The organism is Pseudomonas sp. MT92, from assembly GCF_058792515.1.
The window spans coordinates 333,800-360,060 of record NZ_JBXAFA010000006.1; the positions used below are offsets into that span (position 1 = coordinate 333,800).

The following is a 26,261-nucleotide window of genomic DNA, read 5'->3' on the forward strand; positions in this document are numbered from 1 at the left end:
CTTCCTATATGAATAGATCCTCCGCGTTGCTCCTCGCTTTTGTCTTCCTCAGCGGCTGCCAGGCCTTGGCACCCGTATCGTCGGACAGTACGTCGCCGGCCGAAGACAGCACTCCGGCGCCTGAAAAGCCCAAGGTTTACAGCTCATTCAGCGAAGACACGGTCTTCAGCCTGCTGAGCGCCGAACTGGCTGGCCAGCGCAATCGTTTCGACATTGCCCTGGACAACTATGTGACCCAGGCCATCAATACCCAGGATCCGGGCATTTCCGAGCGGGCATTCCGCATCGCCGAGTACCTGGGCGCCGATCAGGCCGCCCTGGACACCGCACTGATCTGGGCCCGGAACGCCCCGGACGACCTCGAGGCGCAACGGGCCGCTGCCGTACAACTGGCCCGCGCCGGGCGCTACGACGACTCCATGGTCTATATGGAGAAAGTCCTGCAAGGCAAGGGCGACACCCACTTCGACTTCCTGGCCTTGTCCGCGTCCGACACCGACCAGGATACGCGTAACGGTTTGATGAAGAGTTTCGACCGTTTATTGCAGCGCCATCCGCACAATAGTCAGCTGATTTTCGGCAAGGCCTTGCTGATGCAACAGGACGGCGACGCCAAAGGTGCGCTGACCCTGCTCGAAGACAATCCGCCCGACGACGGCGAAATTGCCCCGATTCTGCTGCGCGCACGCCTGCTGCAAACCCTCGATCGCGGTGACGAGGCCTTGCCGCTGCTTCAAAAAAGCATCAAGAAATATCCGGACGACAAACGCCTGCGCCTGACTTATGCGCGCATGCTGGTTGAACAGGACCGGATGGACGACGCCAAAGCCGAGTTCTCGAGCCTGGTCCAGCAATATCCCGAAGACGACGAATTGCGTTACTCCCTGGCGCTGGTTTGCCTGGAAGCCAAGGCCTGGAACGAGGCCAAGGGCTATCTGGAAGACTTGATCGCCCGGGAAAGCCATGTCGATTCGGCACACCTGAACCTCGGCCGGATCGCCGAAGAGCGCAATGACCCGCAGGGCGCGCTGATCGAGTACGGCCAGGTGGGTCCGGGCAACGATTACCTGCCGGCACAATTGCGTCAGGCCGATATTCTGATGAACAACGGCAGGACCGCCGAAGCCCAATCCCGCCTGGCGACGGAACGCGACGAGCAACCGGACTACGCGATCCAGCTGTACCTGATCGAGGCGGAAACCCTGTCCGCCAACAAACAGGGCGACAAAGCCTGGAACGTGCTGGAAAAAGCCCTGCAGCAATACCCCGACGACCTGAACCTGCTTTACACCCGTGCCATGCTGGCGGAAAAACGCAATGACCTGGCGCAGATGGAAAAAGACCTGCGACTGATCATCAAGCACGACCCGGCCAATGCCATGGCGCTCAACGCCCTGGGCTACACCCTGTCCGACCGCACGACACGTTACGCCGAAGCCAAGGCCCTGATCGAACAGGCTCACCAGATCAATCCGGAAGACCCGGCGGTGCTCGACAGCCTCGGCTGGGTGAATTTCCGCATGGGCAACCTCGACGAAGCCGAACGCCTGCTGCGCCAGGCATTGCAACGCTTCCCAGATCAGGAAGTCGCCGCACACCTGGGTGAAGTCCTGTGGGCCAATGGCAAACAGCGCGAAGCCAGGCAAATATGGGGCAAATTCCTCAAGGAACAGCCTGACAGCCCAACACTGCGCGGTACCATCAAGCGCCTGACCGGATCAGAGACTCTTTAAGATTATGTTTTTGCGCCACATCATCGTTTTCAGTTTCATCGCCCTGCTCGCCGGTTGCGCGGGCTTCGGTGCCCGCGAATCCGTCGAGGGCCACGGTAACCCCGCCCAATGGCGCGAGCACAAACAGCAGCTTGCCGCCCTGGATGGCTGGCAGATCGACGGCAAGATCGGCATTCGCGCGCCAAAGGATTCGGGTAGCGGCACGCTGTTCTGGCTGCAGCGCCAGGACTATTACGACATCCGCCTTTCCGGCCCCCTGGGTCGCGGGGCGGCACGCCTGACCGGGCGGCCCGGCAAGGTTTCTCTGGAAGTTGCCAACCAGGGTCGCTATGAAGCGCCAAGCCCGGAAGTCCTGCTTGAAGAACAACTGGGCTGGAAGTTGCCGGTGTCCAATCTGGCCTGGTGGGTTCGCGGGCTTCCGGCTCCGGACAGCAAGAGCCGCCTGACCCTGGATGGCGACAGCCGCCTGGCCAGTCTTGAACAAGATGGCTGGCAGGTCGAGTACACCGCCTACACCGAGCAAAACGGCTACTGGCTGCCCGAGCGCATCAAGCTGCACGGCACCGACCTCGATGTCACGCTGGTGATCAAGGCCTGGCAACCACGCAAGCTGGGGCAATGACATGCCTGCCAGTCGCCTGACCCTGCCCTCCCCGGCCAAGCTCAACCTGATGTTGCACATTCTCGGTCGCCGCGAAGACGGCTACCACGAGTTGCAGACGCTGTTTCAGTTTCTCGACTATGGCGATGAAATCACCTTCGCCGTGCGCGATGACGGCGTCATTCATTTGCACACCGCGTTCGAAGGTGTTCCCCATGACAGCAACCTGATCGTCAAAGCCGCGAAAAAACTTCAGGAGCAATCCGGTTGTAGGCTCGGCATTGATATCTGGATCGACAAAGTTTTGCCCATGGGCGGTGGAATCGGTGGCGGCAGTTCGAATGCCGCGACGACCTTGCTTGGCCTCAATCATCTCTGGCAATTGGGCTGGGATGAAGATCGGCTGGCCGCACTGGGCCTGACACTGGGCGCCGATGTCCCGGTTTTCGTGCGCGGCCACGCGGCTTTCGCCGAAGGCGTGGGGGAGAAACTGACCCCGGTAGACCCGGAAGAACCGTGGTATCTGGTGCTGGTGCCGCAAGTATCTGTAAGTACGGCAGAAATTTTTTCCGATCCGTTGTTGACACGTAACTCGCCGCCCATTAAAGTGCGCCCCGTTCCCAAGGGAAACAGTCGAAATGACTGCTTGCCGGTAGTAGCAAGGCGTTATCCAGAGGTACGTAACGCATTGAATTTGTTAGGTAATTTTACCGAAGCAAAACTCACCGGAACTGGAAGTTGTGTGTTTGGGGGCTTCCCAAGCAAAGCTGAAGCTGATAAAGTCTCGGCCCTTCTTACAGAGACCCTTACAGGGTTTGTAGCAAAAGGAAGCAACGTTTCGATGTTGCATCGCAAGCTGCAAAGTCTGCTCTAAAGGAATCGATTACTGGGTAATCGTTGCAACAGATACAGGGGCGTCGCCAAGCGGTAAGGCAGCAGGTTTTGATCCTGCCATGCGTTGGTTCGAATCCAGCCGCCCCTGCCATTTTCCTATACTCATCCAGGTTACCCTCAGCCTTCAGGTACTGCGCGTGTCCAAGATGATGGTCTTTACGGGGAACGCTAACCCCGATCTGGCTCGGCGTGTCGTACGTCAGCTGCATATCCCTCTCGGTGACATCTCTGTCGGTAAGTTTTCCGACGGCGAAATTACAGCCGAGATCAATGAAAACGTCCGCGGTAAAGACGTCTTCATTATTCAGCCGACTTGCGCTCCGACCAACGATAACCTGATGGAACTGGTAGTGATGGCTGATGCCTTCCGCCGCTCCTCAGCTACTCGTATCACTGCTGTTATTCCTTACTTTGGTTATGCCCGTCAGGATCGCCGTCCGCGTTCCGCACGTGTGGCTATCAGCGCGAAAGTCGTCGCTGACATGCTTACCGTAGTCGGCATCGACCGTGTTCTCACGGTTGATCTGCATGCTGACCAAATCCAGGGTTTCTTCGATATTCCGGTAGATAACATCTACGGCTCCCCGGTTCTGGTGGATGACATTGAAGATCAGCGCTTCGAAAACCTGATGATCGTGTCCCCGGACATTGGTGGCGTCGTGCGTGCACGTGCCGTTGCCAAATCCCTGGGCGTGGATCTCGGGATCATCGACAAACGCCGTGAGAAAGCCAATCACTCTGAAGTGATGCATATCATCGGTGATGTCGAAGGGCGCACCTGTATTCTGGTCGATGACATGGTCGATACCGCCGGCACCCTGTGCCACGCGGCCAAGGCCCTGAAAGAGCATGGCGCTGCCAAGGTTTTCGCCTACTGCACGCACCCTGTGCTGTCGGGTCGGGCGATCGAAAACATTGAAAATTCCGTGCTGGACGAGCTGGTGGTGACCAACACCATTCCGCTGTCCGCTGCAGCACAAGCCTGTGCGCGTATCCGTCAACTGGATATCGCACCGGTAGTTGCCGAGGCGGTACGCCGCATCAGCAATGAAGAATCGATCAGCGCGATGTTCCGCTAAGGGCCCTGCCCTTCTCGAACATCTCGTTGACGAAAAGCGCCCCGCCCCGGCATTCCTGTCGGGGCGGGGCTTTTTTGCCCATATCGCCTTTAGCGCTGGTCGCAAACGCTGGGGCGAATGTGGTTATTTTGGAGATACAACATGAACGATTTTACTCTGAATGCTGAAGTGCGTTCCGACCTGGGGAAAGGTGCGAGCCGCCGCCTGCGTCGTCTCGCAAGCCTGGTTCCAGCTGTAGTTTACGGTGGCGAAAAAGCCCCTGAATCCATCAGCATGCTGGCTAAAGAAGTTGCCAAACTGCTCGAAAACGAAGCGGCTTACAGCCACATCATCGAGCTGAACGTTGGTGGCACCAAGCAAAACGTAATCATCAAGGCTCTGCAGCGTCACCCGGCCAAAGGCCACGTGATGCACGCTGACTTCGTACGCGTAGTAGCCGGCCAGAAGCTGACTGCTGTCGTTCCAGTGCACTTCATCAACGAAGCTGCCCCGGTGAAGAAAGGCGGCGAGATTTCGCACGTTGTTGCTGAAATCGAAGTGTCCTGCCTGCCGAAAGACCTGCCTGAATTCATCGAAGTTGACCTGGCTAACGCCGAAGTCGGCTCGATCATTCACCTGTCCGACATCAGCGCTCCTAAAGGCGTTGAGTTCGTTGCTCTGGCTCACGGTAACGACCTGGCTGTTGCCAACGTTCACGCTCCACGTGTTGCTCCAGAAGCTACCGAAGAAGGCGCAGCAGAGTAATTTCACTCTGTTCGCCGGAGTGACGGAAACATCGCGGACTGGAACGTAGCGAGAAAGCGGGCGAGAACGCGGAGTTTACATAATGGTAAATGAGCAACTTTCGTCCACTTTCGCCGCGTTCTCCACTTGCGGCGATGTTATCCACCACTCCTAGGAAGGGCCCCTATCGTGACTGCCATTAAACTGATCGTTGGCTTGGGAAATCCAGGCGCAGAATACGAACAGACCCGGCATAACGCAGGGGCCCTTTTTGTTGAGCGCATCGCGAACGCACAAGGCGTAAACCTTGTGGCCGATCGCAAATATTTCGGCCTGACCGGGCGCTATACGCACCAGGGTCAGGATGTTCGTCTGCTGATCCCCACCACCTACATGAACCGCAGCGGCCAGGCCGTAGCGGCACTCGCCGGATTCTTCCGCATCAAGCCCGAAGAGATCCTGGTGGCGCACGACGAACTCGACCTGCCTCCGGGCGTCGCCAAGCTCAAACAGGGCGGCGGCCATGGCGGTCACAACGGGTTGCGCGACATCATCGCGCAACTGGGCAATCAGAATACCTTTCACCGCTTGCGGCTTGGCATTGGCCACCCGGGCGTTGCCAGTATGGTTTCAAATTTCGTCCTGGGTCGTGCGCCACGCGCCGAACAGGAAAAACTCGATGCCAGCATCGACTTTGCCCTCGGCGTGCTGCCGGATATCCTCGCCGGTGAATGGAACCGCGCGATGAAAAACCTGCACAGCCAGAAGGCCTGACTCTTATCCGAGGGGAAACACCATGGGATTCAATTGCGGCATCGTCGGCCTGCCTAACGTCGGCAAGTCCACCCTGTTCAACGCCCTGACCAAATCCGGTATCGCGGCCGAGAACTTCCCCTTCTGCACCATCGAGCCCAACAGCGGTATCGTGCCGATGCCTGACCCGCGCCTGGAAGCCCTGGCCGCGATCGTCAATCCGAAGCGCATCCTGCCGACCACCATGGAATTCGTCGACATCGCCGGCCTGGTGGCTGGTGCGTCGAAAGGTGAAGGCCTGGGCAACAAATTCCTGGCCAACATCCGCGAAACCGATGCCATCGCCCACGTGGTCCGCTGCTTCGAAGACGAGAACGTGATTCACGTCTCCAACAGCGTCGACCCGAAACGCGACATCGAAATCATCGACCTGGAACTGATCTTCGCCGACCTCGACAGCTGCGAGAAGCAACTGCAGAAAGTCGCGCGCAACGCCAAGGGTGGTGACAAGGACGCTGTGGTCCAGAAAGGCCTGCTGGAGCAATTGATCGCTCACTTCACCCTGGGCAAGCCTGCGCGCAGCCTGATGAAGAACATGAGCACCGACGAAAAGGCGGTCATCAAGGGTTTCCACCTGCTGACCACCAAGCCGGTCATGTACATCGCCAACGTTGCTGAAGACGGTTTCGAAAACAACCCGCACCTGGACGTGGTGAAAGCCATTGCCGAAGAAGAAGGCGCCATGGTTGTACCGGTCTGCAACAAGATCGAAGCGGAAATCGCCGAACTTGAAGACGGTGAAGAGAAAGACATGTTCCTCGAAGCCCTGGGCCTCGAAGAGCCAGGCCTGAACCGCGTGATCCGCGCTGGCTACGAGATGCTGCACCTGCAGACCTACTTCACCGCCGGTGTCGAAGAAGTCCGCGCCTGGACCGTCCGCGTCGGTGCCACCGCTCCGCAAGCGGCTGGCGTGATCCACACCGACTTCGAAAAAGGCTTCATCCGTGCCGAAGTCATCGCCTACAACGACTTCATCCAGTACAAGGGTGAGGCCGGTGCCAAGGAAGCTGGTAAATGGCGCCTGGAAGGCAAGGACTACATCGTCAAGGACGGCGACGTGATGCACTTCCGCTTCAACGTGTAATGGGTGCCGTGGATATCCACGGAACTCGATAGACGAAAAATCCCCGTAATCACTCGCTGATACGGGGATTTTTGCGTCTTGTAAGGGCTGAATCGAGCAGCACCGCAGAGCACGCAGAGTGCCACCCACACTACGCCAATTGAGCCCTGATTTTTTGCACCACGCCTTGCATCGCCGGCAGATACCGGCGGGCGGCTTCCTCAACCGACATCGCCTTGGCGATATAAACCAGATTCAGGCAACCCATCACCCGCTCCTCGTGCTCAACCGGAATCGCGATGGCAGCAATTTTGCGTTCCTGGCCCCAGTGGGAATTGTTTTCGCCATAGCCCTTGCCGAGAGTGTGCTCCACCAACCGGTCGACAAAGCCACGATCCGCCGCCAGCGCCGACTGCTCATCTTCGCGGCTGATCATCAACTCAATCAGCTCTTCGCGCTCTGCCGGGGGGCAGAACGCAAAGTACGCACGCCCAGTGGCCGTCATGAGCAACGGTAAGCGCCGACCGACCATGGAGCGGTGAAATGACAGGCGACTGAATCGATGAGTGGTCTCGCGAATCACCATGGCGTCGCCGTCCAGCGTGCACAGGTCGGTTGGCCAGACGACTTGTTGCAGCAGTTCGCCAAGCAGCGGTGCGGCAATCGAAGAAATCCATTGTTCATCGCGAAATCCCTCGCTCAGCTCGCGGACTTTCAACGTCAGGCGATAGCTGTCATCCGACTCACTGCGTCGCACGTAACCCTCGGTTTGCAAGGTCTCCAGCAATCGACGAACCGTGGTGCGATGTAGCCCGCTTTGCTCGGCCAACTGCGCCGTAGTGGCCCCGCCATCGAAACGATTCAAGCCATTGATCAGGGCCAAACCGCGCATTAGCCCACGAACGGCCTTGTATTCTGTTTCGCTCATGGAGGCTCCATTTTTCTATCAATCAAGGCTGTGCACCTGGTGCACACTAGCAAGGGTTTTCGTTGTCCACCAGCTACCTGATTTCCATACTGCGCCCAACAAGAAATCCAAAAGCGCTGTACGGAGATACCCATGAGTCTTGCACCCACTCCTTCCACGGTGGAGCTGAGCACCGACGTTGCCATCGTCGGCGCCGGCCCTGTCGGCCTGATGATTGCCAATTACCTGGGGCAATGTGGCGTGAACGTCACATTGGTGGAAAAGCTCGACAGCCTGATCGACTACCCCCGTGCCATCGGCCTGGACGATGAAAGCCTGCGTTCTTTCCAGTCCGTCAGTCTGGCCGACAAGGTGCTGCCGCATACCACGCCCTGGCACGCCATGCGCTTCCTGACGCCCAAGGGTCGCTGCTTTGCCGATATTCAACCTAAAACCGACGAGTTCGGCTGGTCTCGGCGCAACGCGTTCATTCAACCCTTGGCCGACCGGGTACTGTTCGACGGCCTGCAGCGTTTCAACAACGTCAAGGTACTGTTCAGCCGTGAGCTCAGCAGTTTTGAGCAAAGCGACAGCGCGGTGGTGCTCAACCTCACGGATCAGAACGGCCGCAACGAACGCCTGAATGCCCGTTACCTGATCGGTTGCGACGGCGGCAACAGCCTGGTGCGGCGCAGCCTGGACATCAGCTTCGAAGGCAAGACCGCGCCGAATCAATGGATCGTCGTCGACATTGCCAATGACCCGTTGAGCACACCCCACGTTTATCTGTGCTGCGACCCGGTGCGCCCTTACGTTTCCGCCGCCCTGCCCCATGGCGTGCGTCGTTTCGAGTTCATGGTCATGCCCGGCGAAACCGAAGCCGAGCTGAGCAAACCGGAAAACATGCGCAAGCTACTGGGCAAGGTGCTGCCGAACCCGGACAACATCGAACTGATCCGCAGCCGCGTCTATACCCATAACGCTCGTCTGGCCGGTCGGTTCCGTCAGGGCCGGGTGCTGCTGGCCGGCGATGCCGCGCACATCATGCCGGTATGGCAAGGCCAGGGTTACAACAGCGGCATGCGCGACGCGTCCAACCTGGCGTGGAAACTGTCGCTGGTGATCAAGGGCCTGGCCGCCGACAGCCTGCTCGACAGCTACGAACAGGAACGCCGCGACCATGCCAAGGCGATGATCGACCTTTCGGTGCTCGCCGGCCATGTGCTGGCGCCGCCGAAACGCTGGCAAGGCACCCTGCGCGATGGTGTGTCCTGGCTGCTCAATTACGTGCCGCCGGTCAAACGCTACTTCCTGGAAATGCGCTTCAAACCAATGCCGCAATACACCCGGGGCGCCTTGATCGTGCCGAGTGAAAAGGGCTCGCCAACAGGCAAGATGTTCATTCAACCGCAGGTGTTGACCGACGCCGGCACCACGGTGTTGCTGGATGAAGTGATCGGCGAAAACTTTGCGATTATCGCCTGGGGCTGCGATCCGACCTGGGGCCTGACGGCAGCGCAAATTACGCAATGGAAAAACCTGGGCACGCGCTTTATTCAAGTGTTGCCGGACGTCCAGCTCAGAGCTCCGAGCGATGCCGGCGACGACGTGATCCGCGTGGGTGACAGCAGCGGCCGGTTGAGAGAGTGGTTCGCTCGCGGCAATTCGTCCATCGCCCTGGTACGCCCCGACCGCTTCGTCGCCGGAGTGGCCATCCCCCAAACCGTTGGCCAGGCCTGCGATGAATTGGCCCGAGCGCTCAAAGTCCTGCCACAAACCGCTGCGAACGCTGTTGTCAGCAAGGTCGCTTGAGATGAGTGCCTATCTGCATTGTTTGTCTCACACGCCATTGGTGGGCTACGTCGATCCTGAACCGCACGTGTTGGCCGAAGTCGATGCCGTGATCAGCGATGCTCGCGAACGCATCGCCCGCTTCGACCCGCAGTTGGTGGTGTTGTTCGGACCGGACCATTACAACGGCTTTTTCTACGACGTGATGCCGGCCTTTTGCATCGGTATGGCGGCCGACGCCATCGGTGATTTCGACACCGCCGCCGGCCCACTGGACGTGCCTAAAGCGCTGGCTGAATCCTGCGCCAAGGCCGTGCTGGATGCCGGTGTCGACGCCGCGGTGTCGTATCGCATGCAGGTCGACCATGCGTTCGCGCAGCCGCTGGAACTGTTGCTCGGCGGCTTGCAGGGCTGTCCGGTGATTCCGGTGTTTATCAACTCCGTCGCCGTGCCCCTGCCTGGCTTCAATCGCGCCCGAATGCTGGGTGAGGCGATTGGCCAATGGGCGAAGTCGTTGAATAAGCGTGTGCTGTTTCTGGCCTCCGGCGGCCTGTCCCATCAGCCACCGGTACCGGAACTGGCCAAGGTCGATGCGCGTATGGCTGACCGTCTGATGGGCAGCGGGCGTCAGCTACCCGCCGATGAACGACAGGCACGCCAGAACCGGGTCATTCAAGCCGCCCGAGACTTCGTCGAAGACCCGCACAGCCTGCACCCCCTGAACCCGACGTGGGATCAGCAGTTTCTCGACACCCTCGAACAGGGCCGTATGAGCGACCTCGACAGCCTGAGCAATGACGAATTGTCGGCGCTGGCCGGCAAGTCGACCCACGAAGTGAAAACCTGGGTCGCCGCCTTCTGCGCCCTCAGTGCTTTCGGCCCCTATCAGACCGAAGGCCGCTACTACCGCCCGATTCCCGAGTGGATTGCAGGCTTCGGTGCCCTTGGCGCACAGCCGCTGAACAATCACTCATGAATTCAAGGAACACTGCCATGACAGCCACTGCATTCAGTGAAGCTTCCACCAGCCGCTTTGCCCGTATCAAGGAAGGCGACCTGGACCTGCAACTGCACTACAACGACCTTGGCGAAGGTGCCGAAACCGTGGTCATGCTGCACGGCTCCGGGCCGGGCGCCAGCGGCTGGGCCAACTTCAATCGCAATATCGAGCCGCTGGTGAATGCCGGTTTGCGCGTGATCCTGATGGACTGCCCGGGCTGGAGCAAAAGCGACACGATCGTCAGTGAAGGCTCGCGCTCGAACCTCAATGCACAAGCGCTCAAGGGCCTGCTCGATGTGCTGGACCTGGACCGCGTGCACATCATCGGCAACTCGATGGGCGCCCACAGCACCGTGGCCTTCGCCCTGGAATACCCTGAGCGGATCGGCAAACTGATCCTGATGGGCGGCGGCACCGGCGGCCCGAGCGCCTTCGTTCCCCAGCCCACCGAAGGCATCAAACTGATCGGCGCGCTGTACCGCGATCCGACCATCGAGAACTTGAAGAAGATGATGAACGTCTTCGTTTTCGATGCCAGCGGCCTGACCGACGAACTGTTCCAGACCCGCCTGGACAACATTCTGTCGCGCCGCGATCACCTGGAAAACTTCGTCAAGAGCAGCACGATCAACCCCAAGCAATTTCCGGATTTCAGCCATCGCCTGCACGAAATCAGCGCCGACACCCTGCTTGTCTGGGGCCGCGAGGACCGCTTCGTGCCCATGGACACTGGCTTGCGCCTGCTGGCCGGCCTGCCCAAGGCGCAGTTGCATGTGTTCAACCGTTGCGGCCACTGGGCGCAGTGGGAACACGCCGAGAAGTTCAACCGTATGGTCCTGGACTTCCTGACCCACTGATCATCGAGGCTGAAATGAATCTGACTCAACACACACTGCAACAACTCGCCGCTGATCTGCGCCAGGCCGAAGCCCACGGCGAAGCCATCGGGCCGCTGCGCGAGCAGATCGGTGAAGACAACGCCGAAGCCGCGTATGCCATCCAGCGCCTCAACGTCGACCACGGCATGGCCAACGGGCGCCGCGTGGTTGGCCGCAAGATCGGCCTGACCAATCCCAAGGTCCAGGCCCAGCTGGGCGTGGGCCAGCCAGACTTCGGTACGCTCTTCGCTGACATGTGCTACGGCGACAATGAAACCGTGCCAGTGGGCCGCGTGCTGCAACCAAAGATCGAGGCTGAAATTGCCCTGATCCTCGAACGCGATCTGCCCCGCGCCGATACCACCTTTGCCGACGTGATGGCGGCCACCGGCTGGGTCGTCCCGGCGCTGGAAATCGTCGGCAGTCGGGTCCAGGGCTGGAACATCCGCTTCGTCGATACCGTGGCTGACAACGCCTCCAGCGGCTGCTTCGTCCTGGGTGGGCCGGCTCGACGTATCGATGGGCTCGACCTGCGCCAGGCCAGCATGCGCATGACCCGCAATGGTGAAGACGTGTCCAGCGGCAGCGGTGCCGAATGCCTCGGCCATCCGCTCAATGCGGCCGTCTGGCTGGCCTGCACCATGGCTCGCCTGGGCGATCCGCTGCGGGCGGGCGACATCATTCTCACCGGTGCGCTGGGGCCGATGGTCGCGGTAGCCGCCGGTGATCGGTTCGAGGCCGAGATCGAAGGCATCGGCCGGGTCGGTGTGAATTTCTCGGTAGACAGTCGCGCCGAGTGATCGGCGACTTGCGTGCACATGAGGCAACAATAATGAACAAACTCAAAGTCGCCATCATCGGTTCCGGCAACATCGGCACCGACCTGATGATCAAGATCCTGCGTAACGCCAGGCACCTGGAAATGGCGGTGATGGTCGGCATCGACCCGGCCTCCGACGGTTTGGCCCGCGCCCAGCGCATGGGCGTGGCCACCACCCACGAAGGCGTCGAAGGCCTGACCCGCATGGACGTGTTCAAGGACATCGACTTCGTCTTCGATGCCACCTCGGCCGGCGCCCACGTGAAGAACGATGCGTTCCTGCGTTCGATCAACCCCGGCATTCGCCTGATCGACCTGACGCCCGCCGCCATCGGCCCGTACTGCGTGCCGGTGGTCAACCTGGAGCAGAATCTGGATCAGCTCAACGTCAACATGGTCACCTGCGGCGGCCAGGCGACCATCCCGATGGTCGCGGCGGTGTCGCGGGTGGCCAAGGTGCACTACGCCGAAATCGTCGCCTCGATTGCCAGCAAATCCGCCGGCCCCGGCACCCGCGCCAACATCGACGAATTCACCGAGACCACCTCCAAGGCCATCGAGGTGATCGGCGGCGCGGCCAAGGGCAAGGCGATCATCGTGATGAACCCCGCCGAGCCGCCGCTGATCATGCGCGACACGGTGTTCGTGTTGTCCGAAGCGGCGGATCAGGCACTGGTCGAAGCCTCCATCGTCGAAATGGCGGCCGCCGTGCAGGCCTACGTGCCGGGCTATCGCCTCAAGCAAAAAGTGCAGTTCGACGTGATTCCCGACGGCGCACCGTTGAACATCCCCGGCCTCGGAAAATTCTCCGGCCTGAAGACCTCGGTGTTCCTCGAAGTCGAAGGCGCCGCCCATTACCTGCCGGCCTACGCCGGTAACCTCGACATCATGACCTCCGCAGCCTTGGCCACCGCCGAGCGCATGGCGCAGTCGATGCAACAGGCCTGAGGAGAGCGACATGACTTTTAATCCCGGCAAAAAACTCTACATCTCCGACGTGACCCTGCGCGACGGCAGCCATGCGGTGCGTCATCAGTATTCCCTGCAAAACGTGCAGGACATTGCGCGCGCCCTGGACAAGGCGAAAGTCGACTCGATCGAAGTCGCCCACGGCGATGGCCTGCAAGGGTCGAGCTTCAACTATGGCTTCGCCGCGCACACCGATCTGGAATGGATCGAAGCGGCGGCCGATGTGATCCGTCACGCGAAAATCACGACGTTGCTGCTGCCCGGCATCGGCACGGTGCATGACCTGAAGGCGGCCTACAACGCCGGCGCCCGGGTGGTGCGCATCGCCACCCATTGCACCGAAGCCGACGTGTCGAAACAGCACATCGAATACGCCCGCGAGCTGGGCATGGACACCGTCGGTTTCCTGATGATGAGCCACATGATCCCGGCCGAGCAGCTCGCCGCCCAGGCGAAGCTGATGGAAAGCTACGGCGCGACCTGCGTGTACATGGCCGACTCGGGCGGCGCGATGAACATGCAGGACATCCGTGATCGATTCCGTGCCTTTAAAGCCGTGCTCAAACCGGAAACCGAAACCGGCATGCACGCCCACCACAACCTGTCGCTCGGCGTGGCCAACTCGATCACGGCCGTCGAGGAAGGCTGCGACCGCATCGACGCCAGCCTCGCCGGCATGGGCGCCGGCGCCGGTAACGCGCCGCTGGAAGTGTTCATCGCCGCCGCCGAGCGCCTGGGCTGGAACCACGGCACCGACCTGTACACGCTGATGGACGCTGCGGACGACATCGTGCGCCCATTGCAGGATCGGCCGGTGCGGGTCGACCGCGAAACCCTGGCCCTGGGTTATGCCGGGGTCTATTCGAGCTTCCTGCGCCACGCCGAAATCGCCGCAGCGAAGTACGGCCTCAAGACCCTCGACATCCTCGTCGAGCTGGGCAAGCGCCGGATGGTCGGTGGCCAGGAAGACATGATCGTCGACGTGGCGCTGGATCTGCTCAAGCGCTGAACCCTGCATCCCCCCCCGACTGGCCGCCCACGCAGCGGCCGGAAGGGCTTGCTTTGCCCATTACAACAATAAAACGGGTATTTCCCATGACATCGCTTAACGTGCTGACACCGTTATACATGGCACGGACCATCGGTCTGTGTTTCCTCGTTGCCCTGATGGAAGGCCTGGACCTGCAGGCCTCGGGGATCGCCGCCCAAGGTATGGCGGCGGCTTTCCAACTGGATAAATTACACATGGGCTGGGTCTTCAGCGCGGGCATTTTCGGCCTGCTGCCCGGTGCCTTTCTCGGCGGTTTGCTGGCCGATCGCATTGGCCGTAAACGCGTGTTGATGGCGTCGGTCGCCCTGTTCGGACTGTTCTCGCTGGTCACGACCATGGCCTGGGACTTCAACAGCCTGCTGGTTGCCCGCTGCCTCACGGGCGTCGGCCTGGGCGCCGCATTGCCTAACCTGATCGCGCTGAGCAGTGAAGTGGCTGGCCCGCGCCTGCGTGGCACGGCCGTGAGCCTGATGTATTGCGGCGTGCCCCTGGGCGCAGCGCTGGCTGCAAGCATTGGCATTGCCCAACTGGCCGGTGGCTGGCAAGTGGTGTTCTACGTCGGCGGCGTCGTGCCGTTGCTGATCGTGCCACTGCTGGGACTTTATCTGCCGGAATCAGCGGCGTTTCGCAGCGTCCGCGACGCTGCTCCGATCGGCGTGGTCAGCGGCCTGTTCCGCAACGGCGCGGCATTGCCGACCGTGATGATCTGGGTCAGCTACTTCTTTACGCTCATGGTGGTTTACATCCTGATCAACTGGCTGCCGAGCCTGTTGATCGGCCAGGGCTTCAGCGGGGCTCAAGCAAGCTGGGTGATGCTGGCGCTGCAATTTGGCGCGGCGGCAGGTACGTTGTTGCTGGGCTGGGTCATGGATCGTCTGCCGGCCTGGGCATTGTCGGCGTTGATTTACCTCGGCATTCTCGCGTCCCTGACCGCCCTGGGCATGGTCAGTCAATTGCAAAGCATGCTGGTGGCCGGCTTCGTCGCCGGTTTCTTCGCCACGGGCGGGCAATGTGTGCTGTATGCCTTGGCACCGCATTTCTATCGTCCGTCAATTCGCGCCACGGGTGTCGGCAGCGCCGTCGCCATCGGCCGGCTGGGCGCGATGAGCGGCCCGCTGGTGGCCGGCAAAATGCTGGCACTGGGCACTGGCACCACCGGCGTGATGATGGCCTCGGCACCGGGCATCGTCATGGCGGCGCTGGCGGTGTTTTACCTGTCAGTACGCCGCAACCGCTCCCCCGCTGACTGACTCATCCGCTCTCTTCCCCCCGTGCCTCGATGGCGCGGGGCGTTATCCCTACAACAATAAAAGTGAACACTGCCATGCTCAGGAATTTTCTTCGGGCCTTCAGCGCCTGCACCTGCGTTTTGTCCATTGGCCAGGCTTGCGCCGCCGGTTTTGTCGACGACAGCCATGCCGATCTGGTGATGCGCAACTATTACTTCGATCGCAATTACATCAACGCCACGCCTCAGGCGGCTGCTCGCGAGTGGGCGCAGGGCTTCATTCTCAACATGCGGTCGGGTTATACCGAAGGGCCTGTCGGCTTCGGCCTGGACGCCCAGGGATTGCTGGGGGTGCGCCTGGACTCGTCGCCTGACCGTACCGGGACCGGCCTGCTGCCGTACGACCCCACCACCCGCGAGCCGGCCAGCGAATATTCGGAGCTGGGCCTGACTGCCAAGGCCCGGGCGTCGAAGAGTGAGTTGCAACTGGGGACCATCAGCACGTTTCTGCCTATCGCCTTTGCCAGCCCTACCCGCTTGCTGCCGCAGACCTTCCGAGGCACGTACCTCAAGTCCCAGGAAATCGACAACCTGACCCTGCATGCCGGCTGGCTCGATCGCATCAACCTGCGCGATTCCACCAACTACCAGAAAATGTCGGTAGCCTCGCCTAACGGCCGCTTCAATGGCGCCGCCGAATCCGACCGCTTTACCTTCCTCGGCGGCGACTATGCCTGGTCGCCGCAACTGACGCTGAAGTACTACCACGCCGAACTGGCTGACCTTTACCGCAAGGACTTCTTCGGCTTCGTCGACAATCGTCCGATCGGCCCCGGCAGCCTGAAAAGCGACTTCCGCCTGTTCGTCACTGGCGAGGACGGCGCGGCCAAGGCGGGCCCCGTGGACAACCGCAATGCGGCACTGATGCTGACCTATGCCTTGGGTGCCCACAAATTCGGTGCCGGCTACATGCAACTGACCGGCAAGACCGCAATGCCCTACCTGTTCGGCACCGAGCCGTTAGTCATCACCGAAGGCACGCTGAGCTCCGAGTTTCTTAACCCCAAGGAGCGCAGCTGGCAGGTGCGCTATGACTACAACTTCATAGCCATTGGCTTGCCCGGGCTCAACGGTATGCTGCGCTATGTGAGTGGCGACAATATCGAGCTGCCCAAGCTGGGAGGCTCCAATCTGAAAGAGAGTGAGAAGGATATCGAGGTCAACTACGTGCTGCAGGGCACACCCCTCAAAGGCCTGGCTCTGCGCGTGCGCAACGCGTGGTACCGCAATGATTTCGCCGCGCGGGCCAGTCACAGGGATGACAATGAGCTACGGGTAAACGTCGATTACACATGGAAGCTATGGTGAGCTCCCGTCCAGCGAGTAGACGTGTGTTGAACGTCGCCACCCTGGCGAGTGCGGCCTGTCGAGCGCAACGCAACGGCCCTTGAAATACACAACGCCCGATGCAGTGCATCGGGCGTCAGGCCTTTTTGGTTCGCGGCAAAAAAATCGCCAGGACACCCAATAGCGGCAGGAACGAACACAGCCAATACACGTATTCGATACCGCGAATATCCGCTAGATGGCCCAGTAATGCCGCACCAATACCACCAAACCCGAACATCAGACCGAAGAACACCCCGGCAATCATCCCGACATTACCCGGGACCAGTTCCTGGGCGTACACCACGATGGCCGAGAACGCCGAAGCCAGAATGAAACCGATGACCACGCTGAGAATGCTGGTCCAGAACAGATCGACGTGCGGCAAAACCAGGGTGAACGGCGCGACACCCAGGATCGAAAACCAGATCACCGCCTTGCGCCCGATCTTGTCGCCGATCGGCCCACCGAAGAAGGTCCCCGCCGCGACCGCACCGAGGAACAGGAACAGGTGCAGTTGCGAACTGGCCACCGACAGGTCGAATTTTTCGATCAGGTAGAAGGTGAAGTAACTGGTGAAACTGGCCATGTAGAAATACTTGGAGAACACCAGCAGCCCCAGCACCACCAACGCGCTGATTACCCTGCTCCTGGACAAGCCATGCGTCGCGGCCTGACCCTGTTTGAGCTTGAACAGACTCAAGTGATTGGCGTACCAGCGGCTGATCCGGTAGAGCACGAACAGCGCAAACACGGCGAACAGACCGAACCAGGCCACATGCCCCTGGCCATAGGGAATGATGATCGCTGCCGCCAGCAAGGGACCGAAGGCCGAGCCTGCGTTGCCGCCGACCTGAAAGGTCGATTGCGCCAGCCCAAAACGCCCGCCCGAGGCCAGTCGCGCCACGCGTGAAGCCTCCGGGTGAAAGGTCGAGGAGCCGATACCGATCAGCCCCGCCGCCAGCAGAATCAACGGAAAGCTGCCGACCACCGACATCATCAGAATTCCGACCAGCGTGCACACAGTGCCGGCGGGCAAGAGCCATGGCTTGGGATGGCGATCGGTGTGATAACCGACCCACGGCTGCAATAGCGAAGCGGTCAGTTGAAACGTCAGGGTGATCAAGCCGACCTGGGTGAACGTCAGGCCGTAATTGGCCTTGAGCATTGGATAAATCGACGGCAATACCGACTGGATCAGGTCATTGATCAGGTGCGCCAGCGCGACTGCGCCGATGATTCGCATGACCAGAGGACTGCTTTGTGAAGGAGCAGGCGCCGATGCAGCGGCGGACTGAACATTGCTGATAGCCATGAGAATTTCCGGACAACAAGTAAGTGCGCACAGGCAGGTTCGTCAATGTGCCATTTTTCAGTGCGACAGCGCCATCCCCTTAGCCTGCTAACGACTTTAATATTCATCGGAAAGACGGTGATAGCCCAACGCCATGGTCTGAATCTTGCCTCGCTCTTGCGCTTCAACGCGGCCCCTTACAAAGGGGACCGAGAATGGGAAGTTTCACCACAGCGTTGGCTTACACAGCCGGCAAAGGTGAACTTTCGAGGCCGTTTACGGGGACACAGGTCGCGGTCGCAACGACCTCGATACACGCCGATGGCGCGTGGTGTCCGAAGGAGTCATGGGGCATGCAGGCTTTTTTATCACCGGGGATCAGGCTGCTGGGGCGCTTTGGCTTCGCACGCAAATTTCAGCTGTTGTTTCTGCTGTTTATCCTGCCGCTGGCCGGCAGTCTATGGATGATTGGTCTGGACTACCGAGACAAACTGAACCTGATCTCCGGCGAACGGGCCGGGGTTCGCCAGTTACTCGCCCTCGATGCGCTCGATAACCTGCTGGAAGCCCAGCGTGACCGTGCCGCTCGCTGGCGCGCCACCGAAACCAATCGCCAGCCAACGCCGGCAACCCTCAGCGCCATGGCCGCATTCGACGCGGTCCAGCCTGCTGTCGCCCAAGCCACCTCAGACCTGAGCAGCGCCCTGCAAAAGGAGGGCGCGGAAGGCGAAACCCTGACCCGTTTTCAAGCACTGCAAAATGCCCTCAACGGCCTGGACTCCAAGAGCCTGAGCAGCGTCGGTTGGTGGCCGGACGGCTACGATCGCTTCACCAACGCCTTGAGTGCCCTGCAAGCCTTGCGCGAACAGATCGCCATGGATAATCGCCTGACGCTGGCCCCCTGGCTGGAAACCTACCTGCTGACGCAGATCTCCACCCAGCACGCGCCCGACCTGATCGAACGCGTCGGTCGCCTGGCCAGTGTCGGTCAGGCCTCGGTGGTGTCCGGGCAATTCACGCTGCAAAGTCGCCTGCAACTGCGCGACTTGCGCAGCCGCATCGGCGACGCCCGGGAGCAACTGGTCAAAACGGCAGGCTTGCTTGAAGCGCGGTTGCCCAGCGCCCTGCAAGCCTGGGCCGGGCAATACCATGACAGCCTCAAGCACCTCGACGCCGGCCTGAAAGTTCTGGACGACGGTGTGTTCGGCGGCAGCATCACCCTCAAGCCCGAAGACTTCGAACGCAGCCTCGATGCGCTGCTTTCCGACCTCGCCGCGTTGCGCCAGCAATCCTTGGTTTCACTGGATCAGCGCCTGGATGACTACCAGGGTTCGGCCATACGCCAGTTCATTGTGGCGGCGAGCATACTGGGCTGCCTGCTGCTGGCCGCGCTGTACCTGTTCATCTGTTTGCAGGCGTCGATCCGCCGTAGCGCCAGCGGTATCACCTTGCTGGCCGAGGCCTTGCGCGATGGCAACCTGAGCTTGCAGGTGCCAGTGCACGGCCGCGACGAACTGGCAGCCATCAGTACCGCCCTCAACGTTGCGGTGGTGCAATTGCGCGCCAGCCTGCTGGGGGTCGATCACGAAACCCTGCAACTGAGCAACGCGGTGCAAACCCTCAATCATCACTCCGCCGACGCCTTGGGCGAGGTCGAAACCCAGCAATTGCAAATCAGCCAGATTGCGGCGGCGGCGACACAACTGGCCGCGACCTCCCAAGGGGTCTCCGACAGCTGCGAACGAGCGTCCGGCAGTGCTCAGCAAACCCAGCGTATCGCCGCCGACAGCAGCCGTGACAGCCAGCGCACGACGGCCAGCATCCAACAACTCAATCAACGCCTGAATGACACGGCGGCGGCGCTGGGGCGGGTCAGTGAGCAGGGGCAACAGATTCAACTGGTGGTCGATACCATTCGCGGCGTCGCCGAACAGACCAACCTGCTGGCGCTCAATGCCGCCATCGAAGCGGCTCGCGCCGGTGAACAGGGCCGCGGTTTTGCCGTGGTGGCCGATGAAGTGCGCAGCCTGTCGCAACGCACCCAGTCTTCGACCGCGCAGATCGCCGGCACCGTCGACAGCTTGCGCAGCACCGTGAACGAAGCCGTCAGCCTCATGGAAGCGGCTTGCGGGCAAGCTCAGACCGATGCGCAAGCCGTCACCCGCCTCGGCGAACGATTGGGGGAAATTGCCAGCGCCGTACAGGGTGTCACCGACACCCTGGCGCAGATCGCCACGGCGGTCGATGAGCAAGCGAGCACCGCCGATGAGGTCAGCGGCAACATCCAGCAAGTCGATCAGGCGGCGGTCCGCTTGCTCGAAGGCGCTCGGGCCGTGAACCTTGCGGCAGACACCTTGAGCCAGGGCAGCAAGGCTTTGAGCGCCAATACCGGCAGATTTCAGCTCAAATGATGCCCTCCCCTGACCCGTTTTTTCGGGTCAGGAGGATAAGCGGTTGAAAGCGTAGAGAAATATTTTAGATTTATGCTTGACGCATCCCCGTTACCGGTGAATAATGCGCGCCACTTGGCTACATAGCTCAGTTGGTTAGAGCATAGCATTCATAATGCTGGGGTCCGGGGTTCAAGTCCCTGTGTAGCCACCAAGTACTAAAAACGGCTTACCGCAAGGTAAGCCGTTTTTTTATGCCTGCTTTTTATGCCTGCTCGCGATGGTCGTCAACGATGACGCGGCGAGCCTGATACCCCGCAGCGTCTTTGGATTCATCGCGAGCAGGCTCGCTCCTACATAAAACAGCGGCCTCAGACTCGAACCGTCGCCAACGCCGACAACGCCCGCTCCCATATCTGCCAGGTGCGCAGCCAGACCATCGCCTGCCAGTCGTTGTCGGCCGGATAGAACTGTTCCAGCAGATTCAATTTGATCTGCCGCCCCACCGCGTCGGCGGGATTGCCGTGCAGATGAAGCCAGTGGTCATCGCGCAGATGACGATGCACCTGCGCCCCCGGATACGTTCCGCACTCAATGACGAATGGCATCAACCGCACCTGCGGCAGGGCATTGATCAATGCCTGCGAGGTATAGCCGGTCGCGGTCGCCGCCACACCGGTTTCACTCAAGGTGTCGGCACCGGTGTGCAAGGTGTAGAGCCACGGACCATAAAGCGCCTGCGCATCGGCCAGCGCCGGATAGGCTGCTTCGGTAATCGTCAGCAGCATCGGATGACCGTATTCGCCGGCACCGGTGTGCAAGTCGAAACACATGGCGACATCGGCATGGGCGACATGCTTCTGGATGATCTGGTGCAAGGTGCGATTCGACCAGCTCGGCGCCAGCCCGCCATAGAACAACCCATCGGGATGCGCATGCTGCCCGCCTTCGACAATCGACATGACCGCCGGCCAGCCGTGTTCGCGAATCTGCGCATCCAGCAAGGCGTCCGTGCGCTCACGCTCGGGACCTTGCAACTGGGTGCAGGCGTAGATTTCGTGCAACCCCTCATACGCCTGGTTATCCGGCAGCGGGCGTTCGAAGTTCAGGTGATTGCGGTTCAGGTCGATGTTGTCTTCGTTGACCCGGCGCAGCCACGCCGTCCCCCAGGGGTTGATCAGATGGATCATCACCACGGCGACATCGGCCGGCAGCGAACGCTTGCCGAGCTCCTGCAGCCACTTGATCTGACACCCCGAACCATAGAAGCCTTCGACCCCATGGGTGCCGCTAAGCGCGATCAGCAGACGCTTGGCGCCGGGATCGCCGAGGACCGCCACATCGGTGCTCAAGGCCTCACCGAAGGGGCCTGTGAGCGGGTGTGGATACTCGGTCAGCGTCGCCCCGGCCGTGGTGGCCGCCGCGAGGAATTGTTCACGCTGGGAGCGGTAGCTTGGCTGGGGCGGGAACTCGGTCTGCATGTCTGCCTCTTGTTGATCTTCTGGCCTGCGTGGTGGCATCGACCCTACAGAAAATCCATCCAATGATGAAGGATAAAAGCGTCCTGGCCGTGGGACACGTTTGCGTCACCGGGTGGTGGCCGATAAAGTCCACCAACCCTTTATCCCACGGACGGAGTGCCCCGCGTGTTCTCAGCCTTCCACTTGAGGCGCATGCGCCTGTCAGCGTTGTCGCTGATCACTGCGGCTTTAGCCCTGACCGCCTGCAACGCGCCATCGGTCTCGACGCTGCCCGTCGCGCCGGAAAGCGCGTCCGGTTATCGCACCGACCTGCAAGCCCGGCACGCCTCCAGGCACATGGCAGCAGCCGCCAACCCGCTGGCGGCCGCTGCCGGGCGGGAAATGCTGCGTCGTGGCGGTTCGGCCATCGATGCAGCGATTGCAATGCAAGCGGTATTGACGCTGGTCGAGCCGCAATCTTCCGGCATCGGCGGTGGCGCGTTGATCATGCTGTGGGACGGCAAAAACGTGCGCACTTATGACGGACGAGAAACGGCACCGGCCGGCGCCACGGAAAGGCTTTTCCTGCAAGCCGATGGTACTCCCATGCCTTTCACCCGGGCGCAGATTGGTGGTCGTTCGGTGGGGACGCCAGGCGTACTGCGCGCCCTTGAACTGGCCCACAAAAAACATGGCCGCCTGCCTTGGGCGCAGCTGTTCGAACCGGCGATCAAACTGGCGGAGCAAGGTTTCGCCATTTCGCCACGCCTGCACCAGTTGATCGCGTCGGATTCGTCGCTGCGCAGTTCGCCCGACATGGTGGCCTACTTCCTGAATGCCGATGGCAGCCCGAAAGCCATTGGCACCCGCCTGAAAAACCCGGCATTGGCCGCCGTACTGCAACGCATCGCCAACGAAGGGCCGGATGCGCTGTACCGGGGTGTCGTCGCGCAGGAGATCGTGAGAAAGGTTCAGGGCCACGCCAACCCCGGCAGCCTGTCACTGAACGACCTCAAGGACTATACCGCCAAGGAGCGCGCGCCACTGTGCACCGACTATCAGCGCTGGCAGGTCTGCGGCATGCCGCCACCGTCGTCGGGCGGCATCGCCGTGGCGCAGATCCTCGGTACGCTGCAAGCCTTGGAGGCACGCGACAAACACTACGCCCTGGCGCCGTTGAAACCGGTAAAAACCAACGCGCCTGCGGGGATAGAACCCGACCCGCAAGCCGTGCACCTGATTTCCGAAGCCGAGCGCCTGGCCTATGCCGATCGCGCGCAGTACGTGGCGGATACGGACTTCGTGCCGGTTCCGGTCAAGGGCCTGGTAGACCCGAGTTACCTGGCCAGCCGCGCCGCCCTGATCGGTGAGCGCAGCATGGGCACGGCTGAACCGGGCACGCCTCCAGGCATTCAGGTTGCTTACGCGCCGGACCGCTCGCCGTTGCGCATCTCCACCTCTCAGGTGGTCGCCGTCGACGACGAAGGCGGCGCGGTGTCCATGACCACCACCATCGAGTCTGCCTTTGGTTCGCATCTGATGGTTCAAGGATTCCTGCTCAACAATGAGATGACAGACTTCTCGTTCATCCCCGAAGAGAACGGACAAAAAGTCGCCAACCGTGTCGAACCCGGCAAGCGCCCACGTTCGTCCATGGCCCCGACCTTGATCTTCGACCGCCAGAGCGGTGAATTCCTCGCCACCATCGGCTCACCCGGTGGTTCGCAAATCATCGAATACGTTGCCAAGTCCACCCTCGGCCTGCTCGACTGGAACCTCGATGCGCAGCAAGCCATCAACCTGCCCAACTTCGGCAGCCGCAATGGCCCCACCGAGCTGGAACGCGGGCAGTTCAGCCCGGCGTTGATTCAGGCGTTGAAAGCCAAAGGGCACGAGGTGAATGAAATCGACATGACCAGCGGCACCCAGGCGATTGTTCGAGCCAGGGATGCACAGGGCAAAGTATCGCTGACCGGTGGCGCCGACCCTCGGCGTGAGGGAGAAGCGCTGGGGGATTGAGTCTTGCGGCTATGTGAGAAAGGGCTTACCGAGGGATAGGCCCTTTTTTATAAACATCAGCTCCTGATCGCTTTTCAACTCAGCCAGTTCCTACCCGCAAGCGATTGCTACTTCAGTAGAGTTAACTGAGAGCACTTTCAACTGCCCATCATCGACTCGCTCGTTGCGCCAGTTTTGAGAATGACTCGAGCATCGAAGTCAAATCAGCCCTGCTCGCCATACATCGGTTGCACTTTCTGAGACTTGCACGAGTCCCACCACGGGACTAGGATCATGCCATGAGAATCATCGCCATCAGTCAGCTAAAAAGATTCTGGAAGAAATACCCCGAATCGGAACAATCCTTCCTGGCCTGGATTGATGAGGCAAGAAACTCCGACTGGAGAACACCTTCAGACATAAAGATGCACTTCGCGACCGCCAGCATTCTCAAAAGCCGCCGAGTGGTATTCAACATCAAGGGCAACGACTTTCGGCTGATCGTCGCAGTGGCCTATCGCTTTGGGGCCGTGTACATAAAATTTGTCGGCACTCACAAACAATACGACGCAATCGACGCTGACACCGTCGAGATGGAGTAACCCATGAACATTCGCCCCATTCGCACTGACGAGGATTACCGTGAAGCGCTCAACAATGTGTCAGCGCTGTTCGATAACGAACCAGATCCTGGCACCCCTGAAGGTGACTACTTTGAGATCATGATCACGCTTATCGAAGCCTACGAATCGAAGCAGTTCCCAGTCGATCTCCCCAACCCGATCGATGCGATCAAATTTCGCATGGAGCAATCCGGCTTGTCCGCTGCAGACCTCGCACCTGCGATTGGCAGAACAAACCGGGTCTATGAAGTACTGAATGGAAAACGAGCGCTGACACTTCCCATGATCTGGAAACTGCATGATCTATTTGGAATACCAGCGCAGAGCCTGATCAAGCCAATCAAACAGGCCTGATCGAGCATCGGACGAACTTCAGAATCAGGCCAGCAGGCGACACCCCTTGATCACCGCCGTCACGCCGGCTTATCGACTGATTTTCAGCGCCTGCCGACTCCGGTGTTTCTCCAACGCCAGTTCGATCAACCGCGTGACCAGTTCACTGTAGGTCATGCCAGCGGCCTGCCACAGTTTCGGGTACATACTGATGCGGGTGAATCCGGGCAGCGAATTGATTTCGTTGATCAGCACTTCACCGCTGTCGGTCAGAAACACATCGACCCGCGCCAGCCCGGAACAGCCCAGGACGTGGAACGCTTCGACGGCCATGGCACGAATACGTTCGCTGGCCTCGTGACTGATGCTGGCCGGCACCACCACTTCAGCGGCCTTGTCATCGATGTACTTGCTGTCGTAGGAATAAAACCCGCTGTGCACCACGATTTCGCCACAACCGCTGGCGATGGCGTCTTCGTTACCGAGCACCGCGCATTCGATCTCGCGGCCACTGACGGCAGACTCGACCAGCACTTTGGCATCGAAACTCAATGCCAGCTCGACGGCCGCGGTGTATTCGGCTTCGTCGTTGACTTTGCTCACCCCCACGGAAGAGCCCTGGTTTGCAGGTTTGACGAACAACGGCAAACCGAGCTTGTCCGCCATCTCGGCAAATCCGTTGCGCGCCACGGTAGCTCGGGTCAGGGTCACGAAGGGCGTGACCGCCAGCCCGGCATCGCGCAGCAGACGTTTGCTGATGTCCTTGTCCATGCACACCGCCGAACCGAGCACATCGGAGCCGACAAACGGCAGGTCGGCCATGCGCAACAGCCCTTGCAGGCAACCGTCTTCACCGAGGGTCCCGTGGACAATCGGGAAGATCACATCGACATGGCCCAACAATTCCTGACTGGAGGTTTCGACCAATTGCTGGCTGACCTTGCCCGGCACGACGGCCAATTCGCGATTGGACTGATTGAGGGCGATCAGCGCCGGGTTTTCCTGATTCAGCAGGAAATTCGACGGGTCATTGAGGTGCCAGTGGCCTTGTTTATCGATACCGATCAACACCGGTTCGAAGCGCGAACGATCCAGCGCATCGACGATGTTTTTCGCCGACTGCAACGACACTTCGTGCTCTGCCGACCGGCCCCCGAAAACAATCCCCACCCGCAACTTGCTCATTGCCTGACCTCTTCGTGAATCTCTTTATGGCTAGGGTAGCAG

Annotated in this window: 23 protein-coding genes and 2 tRNA genes; 21 read left to right on the forward strand and 4 right to left on the reverse strand. The window is 60.4% G+C overall.

Annotated elements, in window-relative coordinates; genetic code table 11:
* Positions 1-8 precede the first annotated feature (8 nt).
* The 8 genes from AC1Q6D_RS14170 (at position 9) to ychF (ending at position 6,927) form a co-directional block, all read left to right on the forward strand.
* Positions 9-1,733 carry a tetratricopeptide repeat protein gene (locus AC1Q6D_RS14170; protein ID WP_103405116.1) on the forward strand — a complete coding sequence of 575 codons (1,725 nt, stop codon included), beginning with the start codon at positions 9-11 and terminating at the stop codon, positions 1,731-1,733.
* A 4-nt stretch (positions 1,734-1,737) separates the two neighbouring features.
* Positions 1,738-2,355, forward strand: a complete 618-nt coding sequence (gene lolB, locus AC1Q6D_RS14175; protein ID WP_047533176.1) for a lipoprotein insertase outer membrane protein LolB — start codon at positions 1,738-1,740, stop codon at positions 2,353-2,355.
* Between the two features lies 1 nt (position 2,356).
* On the forward strand, positions 2,357-3,208 hold the full coding sequence (gene ispE, locus AC1Q6D_RS14180; RefSeq protein ID WP_103405115.1) for a 4-(cytidine 5'-diphospho)-2-C-methyl-D-erythritol kinase: 852 nt from the start codon (positions 2,357-2,359) through the stop codon (positions 3,206-3,208).
* Between the two features lie 36 nt (positions 3,209-3,244).
* Positions 3,245-3,319: transfer RNA gene (locus AC1Q6D_RS14185), tRNA-Gln, on the forward strand.
* 46 nt (positions 3,320-3,365) lie between these two features.
* Positions 3,366-4,307, forward strand: coding sequence for a ribose-phosphate pyrophosphokinase (locus tag AC1Q6D_RS14190; protein WP_003171603.1), 942 nt, complete (start codon positions 3,366-3,368; stop codon positions 4,305-4,307).
* Positions 4,308-4,448: 141 nt separating this feature from the next.
* Positions 4,449-5,051, forward strand: a complete 603-nt coding sequence (locus tag AC1Q6D_RS14195) for a 50S ribosomal protein L25/general stress protein Ctc (RefSeq protein WP_047533180.1) — start codon at positions 4,449-4,451, stop codon at positions 5,049-5,051.
* A 168-nt stretch (positions 5,052-5,219) separates the two neighbouring features.
* Complete coding sequence (gene pth / locus AC1Q6D_RS14200) at positions 5,220-5,804, forward strand: aminoacyl-tRNA hydrolase (protein WP_047533182.1); 585 nt, start codon at positions 5,220-5,222, stop codon at positions 5,802-5,804.
* Positions 5,805-5,826: 22 nt separating this feature from the next.
* Positions 5,827-6,927: a redox-regulated ATPase YchF gene (gene ychF, locus AC1Q6D_RS14205; RefSeq protein ID WP_047533184.1), complete on the forward strand. Its 1,101-nt coding sequence runs from the start codon at positions 5,827-5,829 to the stop codon at positions 6,925-6,927.
* A 130-nt stretch (positions 6,928-7,057) separates the two neighbouring features.
* Here the strand turns inward: ychF and AC1Q6D_RS14210 are convergent, their stop codons facing one another.
* Positions 7,058-7,834 (reverse strand): DNA-binding transcriptional regulator, encoded by a 777-nt coding sequence (locus tag AC1Q6D_RS14210; protein WP_047533187.1) that lies wholly within the window; start codon positions 7,832-7,834, stop codon positions 7,058-7,060.
* Positions 7,835-7,966: 132 nt separating this feature from the next.
* On the opposite strand from AC1Q6D_RS14210, the gene AC1Q6D_RS14215 reads away from it, so the two are divergent.
* From AC1Q6D_RS14215 to AC1Q6D_RS14250, 8 genes are all read left to right on the forward strand, one after another.
* Positions 7,967-9,625, forward strand: a complete 1,659-nt coding sequence (locus AC1Q6D_RS14215; protein WP_103405114.1) for a bifunctional 3-(3-hydroxy-phenyl)propionate/3-hydroxycinnamic acid hydroxylase — start codon at positions 7,967-7,969, stop codon at positions 9,623-9,625.
* Between the two features lies 1 nt (position 9,626).
* Positions 9,627-10,580: a 3-carboxyethylcatechol 2,3-dioxygenase gene (gene mhpB / locus AC1Q6D_RS14220; protein ID WP_103405113.1), complete on the forward strand. Its 954-nt coding sequence runs from the start codon at positions 9,627-9,629 to the stop codon at positions 10,578-10,580.
* A gap of 17 nt (positions 10,581-10,597) precedes the next feature.
* Positions 10,598-11,461, forward strand: coding sequence for an alpha/beta fold hydrolase (locus AC1Q6D_RS14225; protein WP_103405112.1), 864 nt, complete (start codon positions 10,598-10,600; stop codon positions 11,459-11,461).
* A 14-nt stretch (positions 11,462-11,475) separates the two neighbouring features.
* A complete protein-coding gene (gene mhpD / locus AC1Q6D_RS14230; protein ID WP_103405111.1) occupies positions 11,476-12,282 on the forward strand; it encodes a 2-keto-4-pentenoate hydratase in 807 nt (268 codons plus the stop codon).
* Positions 12,283-12,314: 32 nt separating this feature from the next.
* Positions 12,315-13,250: an acetaldehyde dehydrogenase (acetylating) gene (locus AC1Q6D_RS14235; protein ID WP_178083141.1), complete on the forward strand. Its 936-nt coding sequence runs from the start codon at positions 12,315-12,317 to the stop codon at positions 13,248-13,250.
* 10 nt (positions 13,251-13,260) lie between these two features.
* Complete coding sequence (dmpG, locus tag AC1Q6D_RS14240) at positions 13,261-14,280, forward strand: 4-hydroxy-2-oxovalerate aldolase (protein WP_103405110.1); 1,020 nt, start codon at positions 13,261-13,263, stop codon at positions 14,278-14,280.
* An 86-nt stretch (positions 14,281-14,366) separates the two neighbouring features.
* Positions 14,367-15,572: a 3-(3-hydroxy-phenyl)propionate transporter MhpT gene (gene mhpT / locus AC1Q6D_RS14245; protein ID WP_103405109.1), complete on the forward strand. Its 1,206-nt coding sequence runs from the start codon at positions 14,367-14,369 to the stop codon at positions 15,570-15,572.
* Positions 15,573-15,646: 74 nt separating this feature from the next.
* Complete coding sequence (locus tag AC1Q6D_RS14250; protein WP_047533200.1) at positions 15,647-16,918, forward strand: OprD family porin; 1,272 nt, start codon at positions 15,647-15,649, stop codon at positions 16,916-16,918.
* Positions 16,919-17,033: 115 nt separating this feature from the next.
* Here the strand turns inward: AC1Q6D_RS14250 and AC1Q6D_RS14255 are convergent, their stop codons facing one another.
* On the reverse strand, positions 17,034-18,251 hold the full coding sequence (locus tag AC1Q6D_RS14255; RefSeq protein WP_103405108.1) for an MFS transporter: 1,218 nt from the start codon (positions 18,249-18,251) through the stop codon (positions 17,034-17,036).
* A 332-nt stretch (positions 18,252-18,583) separates the two neighbouring features.
* Here AC1Q6D_RS14255 and AC1Q6D_RS14260 point away from each other — a divergent pair, with 332 nt between their 5' ends.
* Entirely contained in the window at positions 18,584-20,641 is a 2,058-nt protein-coding gene (locus AC1Q6D_RS14260) for a methyl-accepting chemotaxis protein (protein WP_103405107.1), read from the forward strand.
* Between the two features lie 116 nt (positions 20,642-20,757).
* Positions 20,758-20,834, forward strand: a tRNA-Met gene (locus AC1Q6D_RS14265).
* Positions 20,835-20,991: 157 nt separating this feature from the next.
* Here AC1Q6D_RS14265 and AC1Q6D_RS14270 read toward each other — a convergent pair.
* Complete coding sequence (locus tag AC1Q6D_RS14270; protein WP_103405106.1) at positions 20,992-22,101, reverse strand: DUF2817 domain-containing protein; 1,110 nt, start codon at positions 22,099-22,101, stop codon at positions 20,992-20,994.
* Between the two features lie 165 nt (positions 22,102-22,266).
* On the opposite strand from AC1Q6D_RS14270, the gene ggt reads away from it, so the two are divergent.
* The 3 genes from ggt to AC1Q6D_RS14285 all read left to right on the forward strand — a co-directional run bounded on the left by ggt (position 22,267) and on the right by AC1Q6D_RS14285 (position 25,055).
* Entirely contained in the window at positions 22,267-24,099 is a 1,833-nt protein-coding gene (ggt, locus tag AC1Q6D_RS14275) for a gamma-glutamyltransferase (protein WP_103405105.1), read from the forward strand.
* A gap of 278 nt (positions 24,100-24,377) precedes the next feature.
* Complete coding sequence (locus AC1Q6D_RS14280) at positions 24,378-24,680, forward strand: type II toxin-antitoxin system HigB family toxin (protein WP_103405104.1); 303 nt, start codon at positions 24,378-24,380, stop codon at positions 24,678-24,680.
* Positions 24,681-24,683: 3 nt separating this feature from the next.
* Positions 24,684-25,055, forward strand: a complete 372-nt coding sequence (locus AC1Q6D_RS14285) for a helix-turn-helix domain-containing protein (protein WP_103405103.1) — start codon at positions 24,684-24,686, stop codon at positions 25,053-25,055.
* Between the two features lie 69 nt (positions 25,056-25,124).
* On the opposite strand, the gene ddlA is transcribed toward AC1Q6D_RS14285, so the two are convergent.
* A complete protein-coding gene (gene ddlA, locus AC1Q6D_RS14290) occupies positions 25,125-26,219 on the reverse strand; it encodes a D-alanine--D-alanine ligase (RefSeq protein WP_103405102.1) in 1,095 nt (364 codons plus the stop codon).
* Positions 26,220-26,261 lie beyond the last annotated feature (42 nt).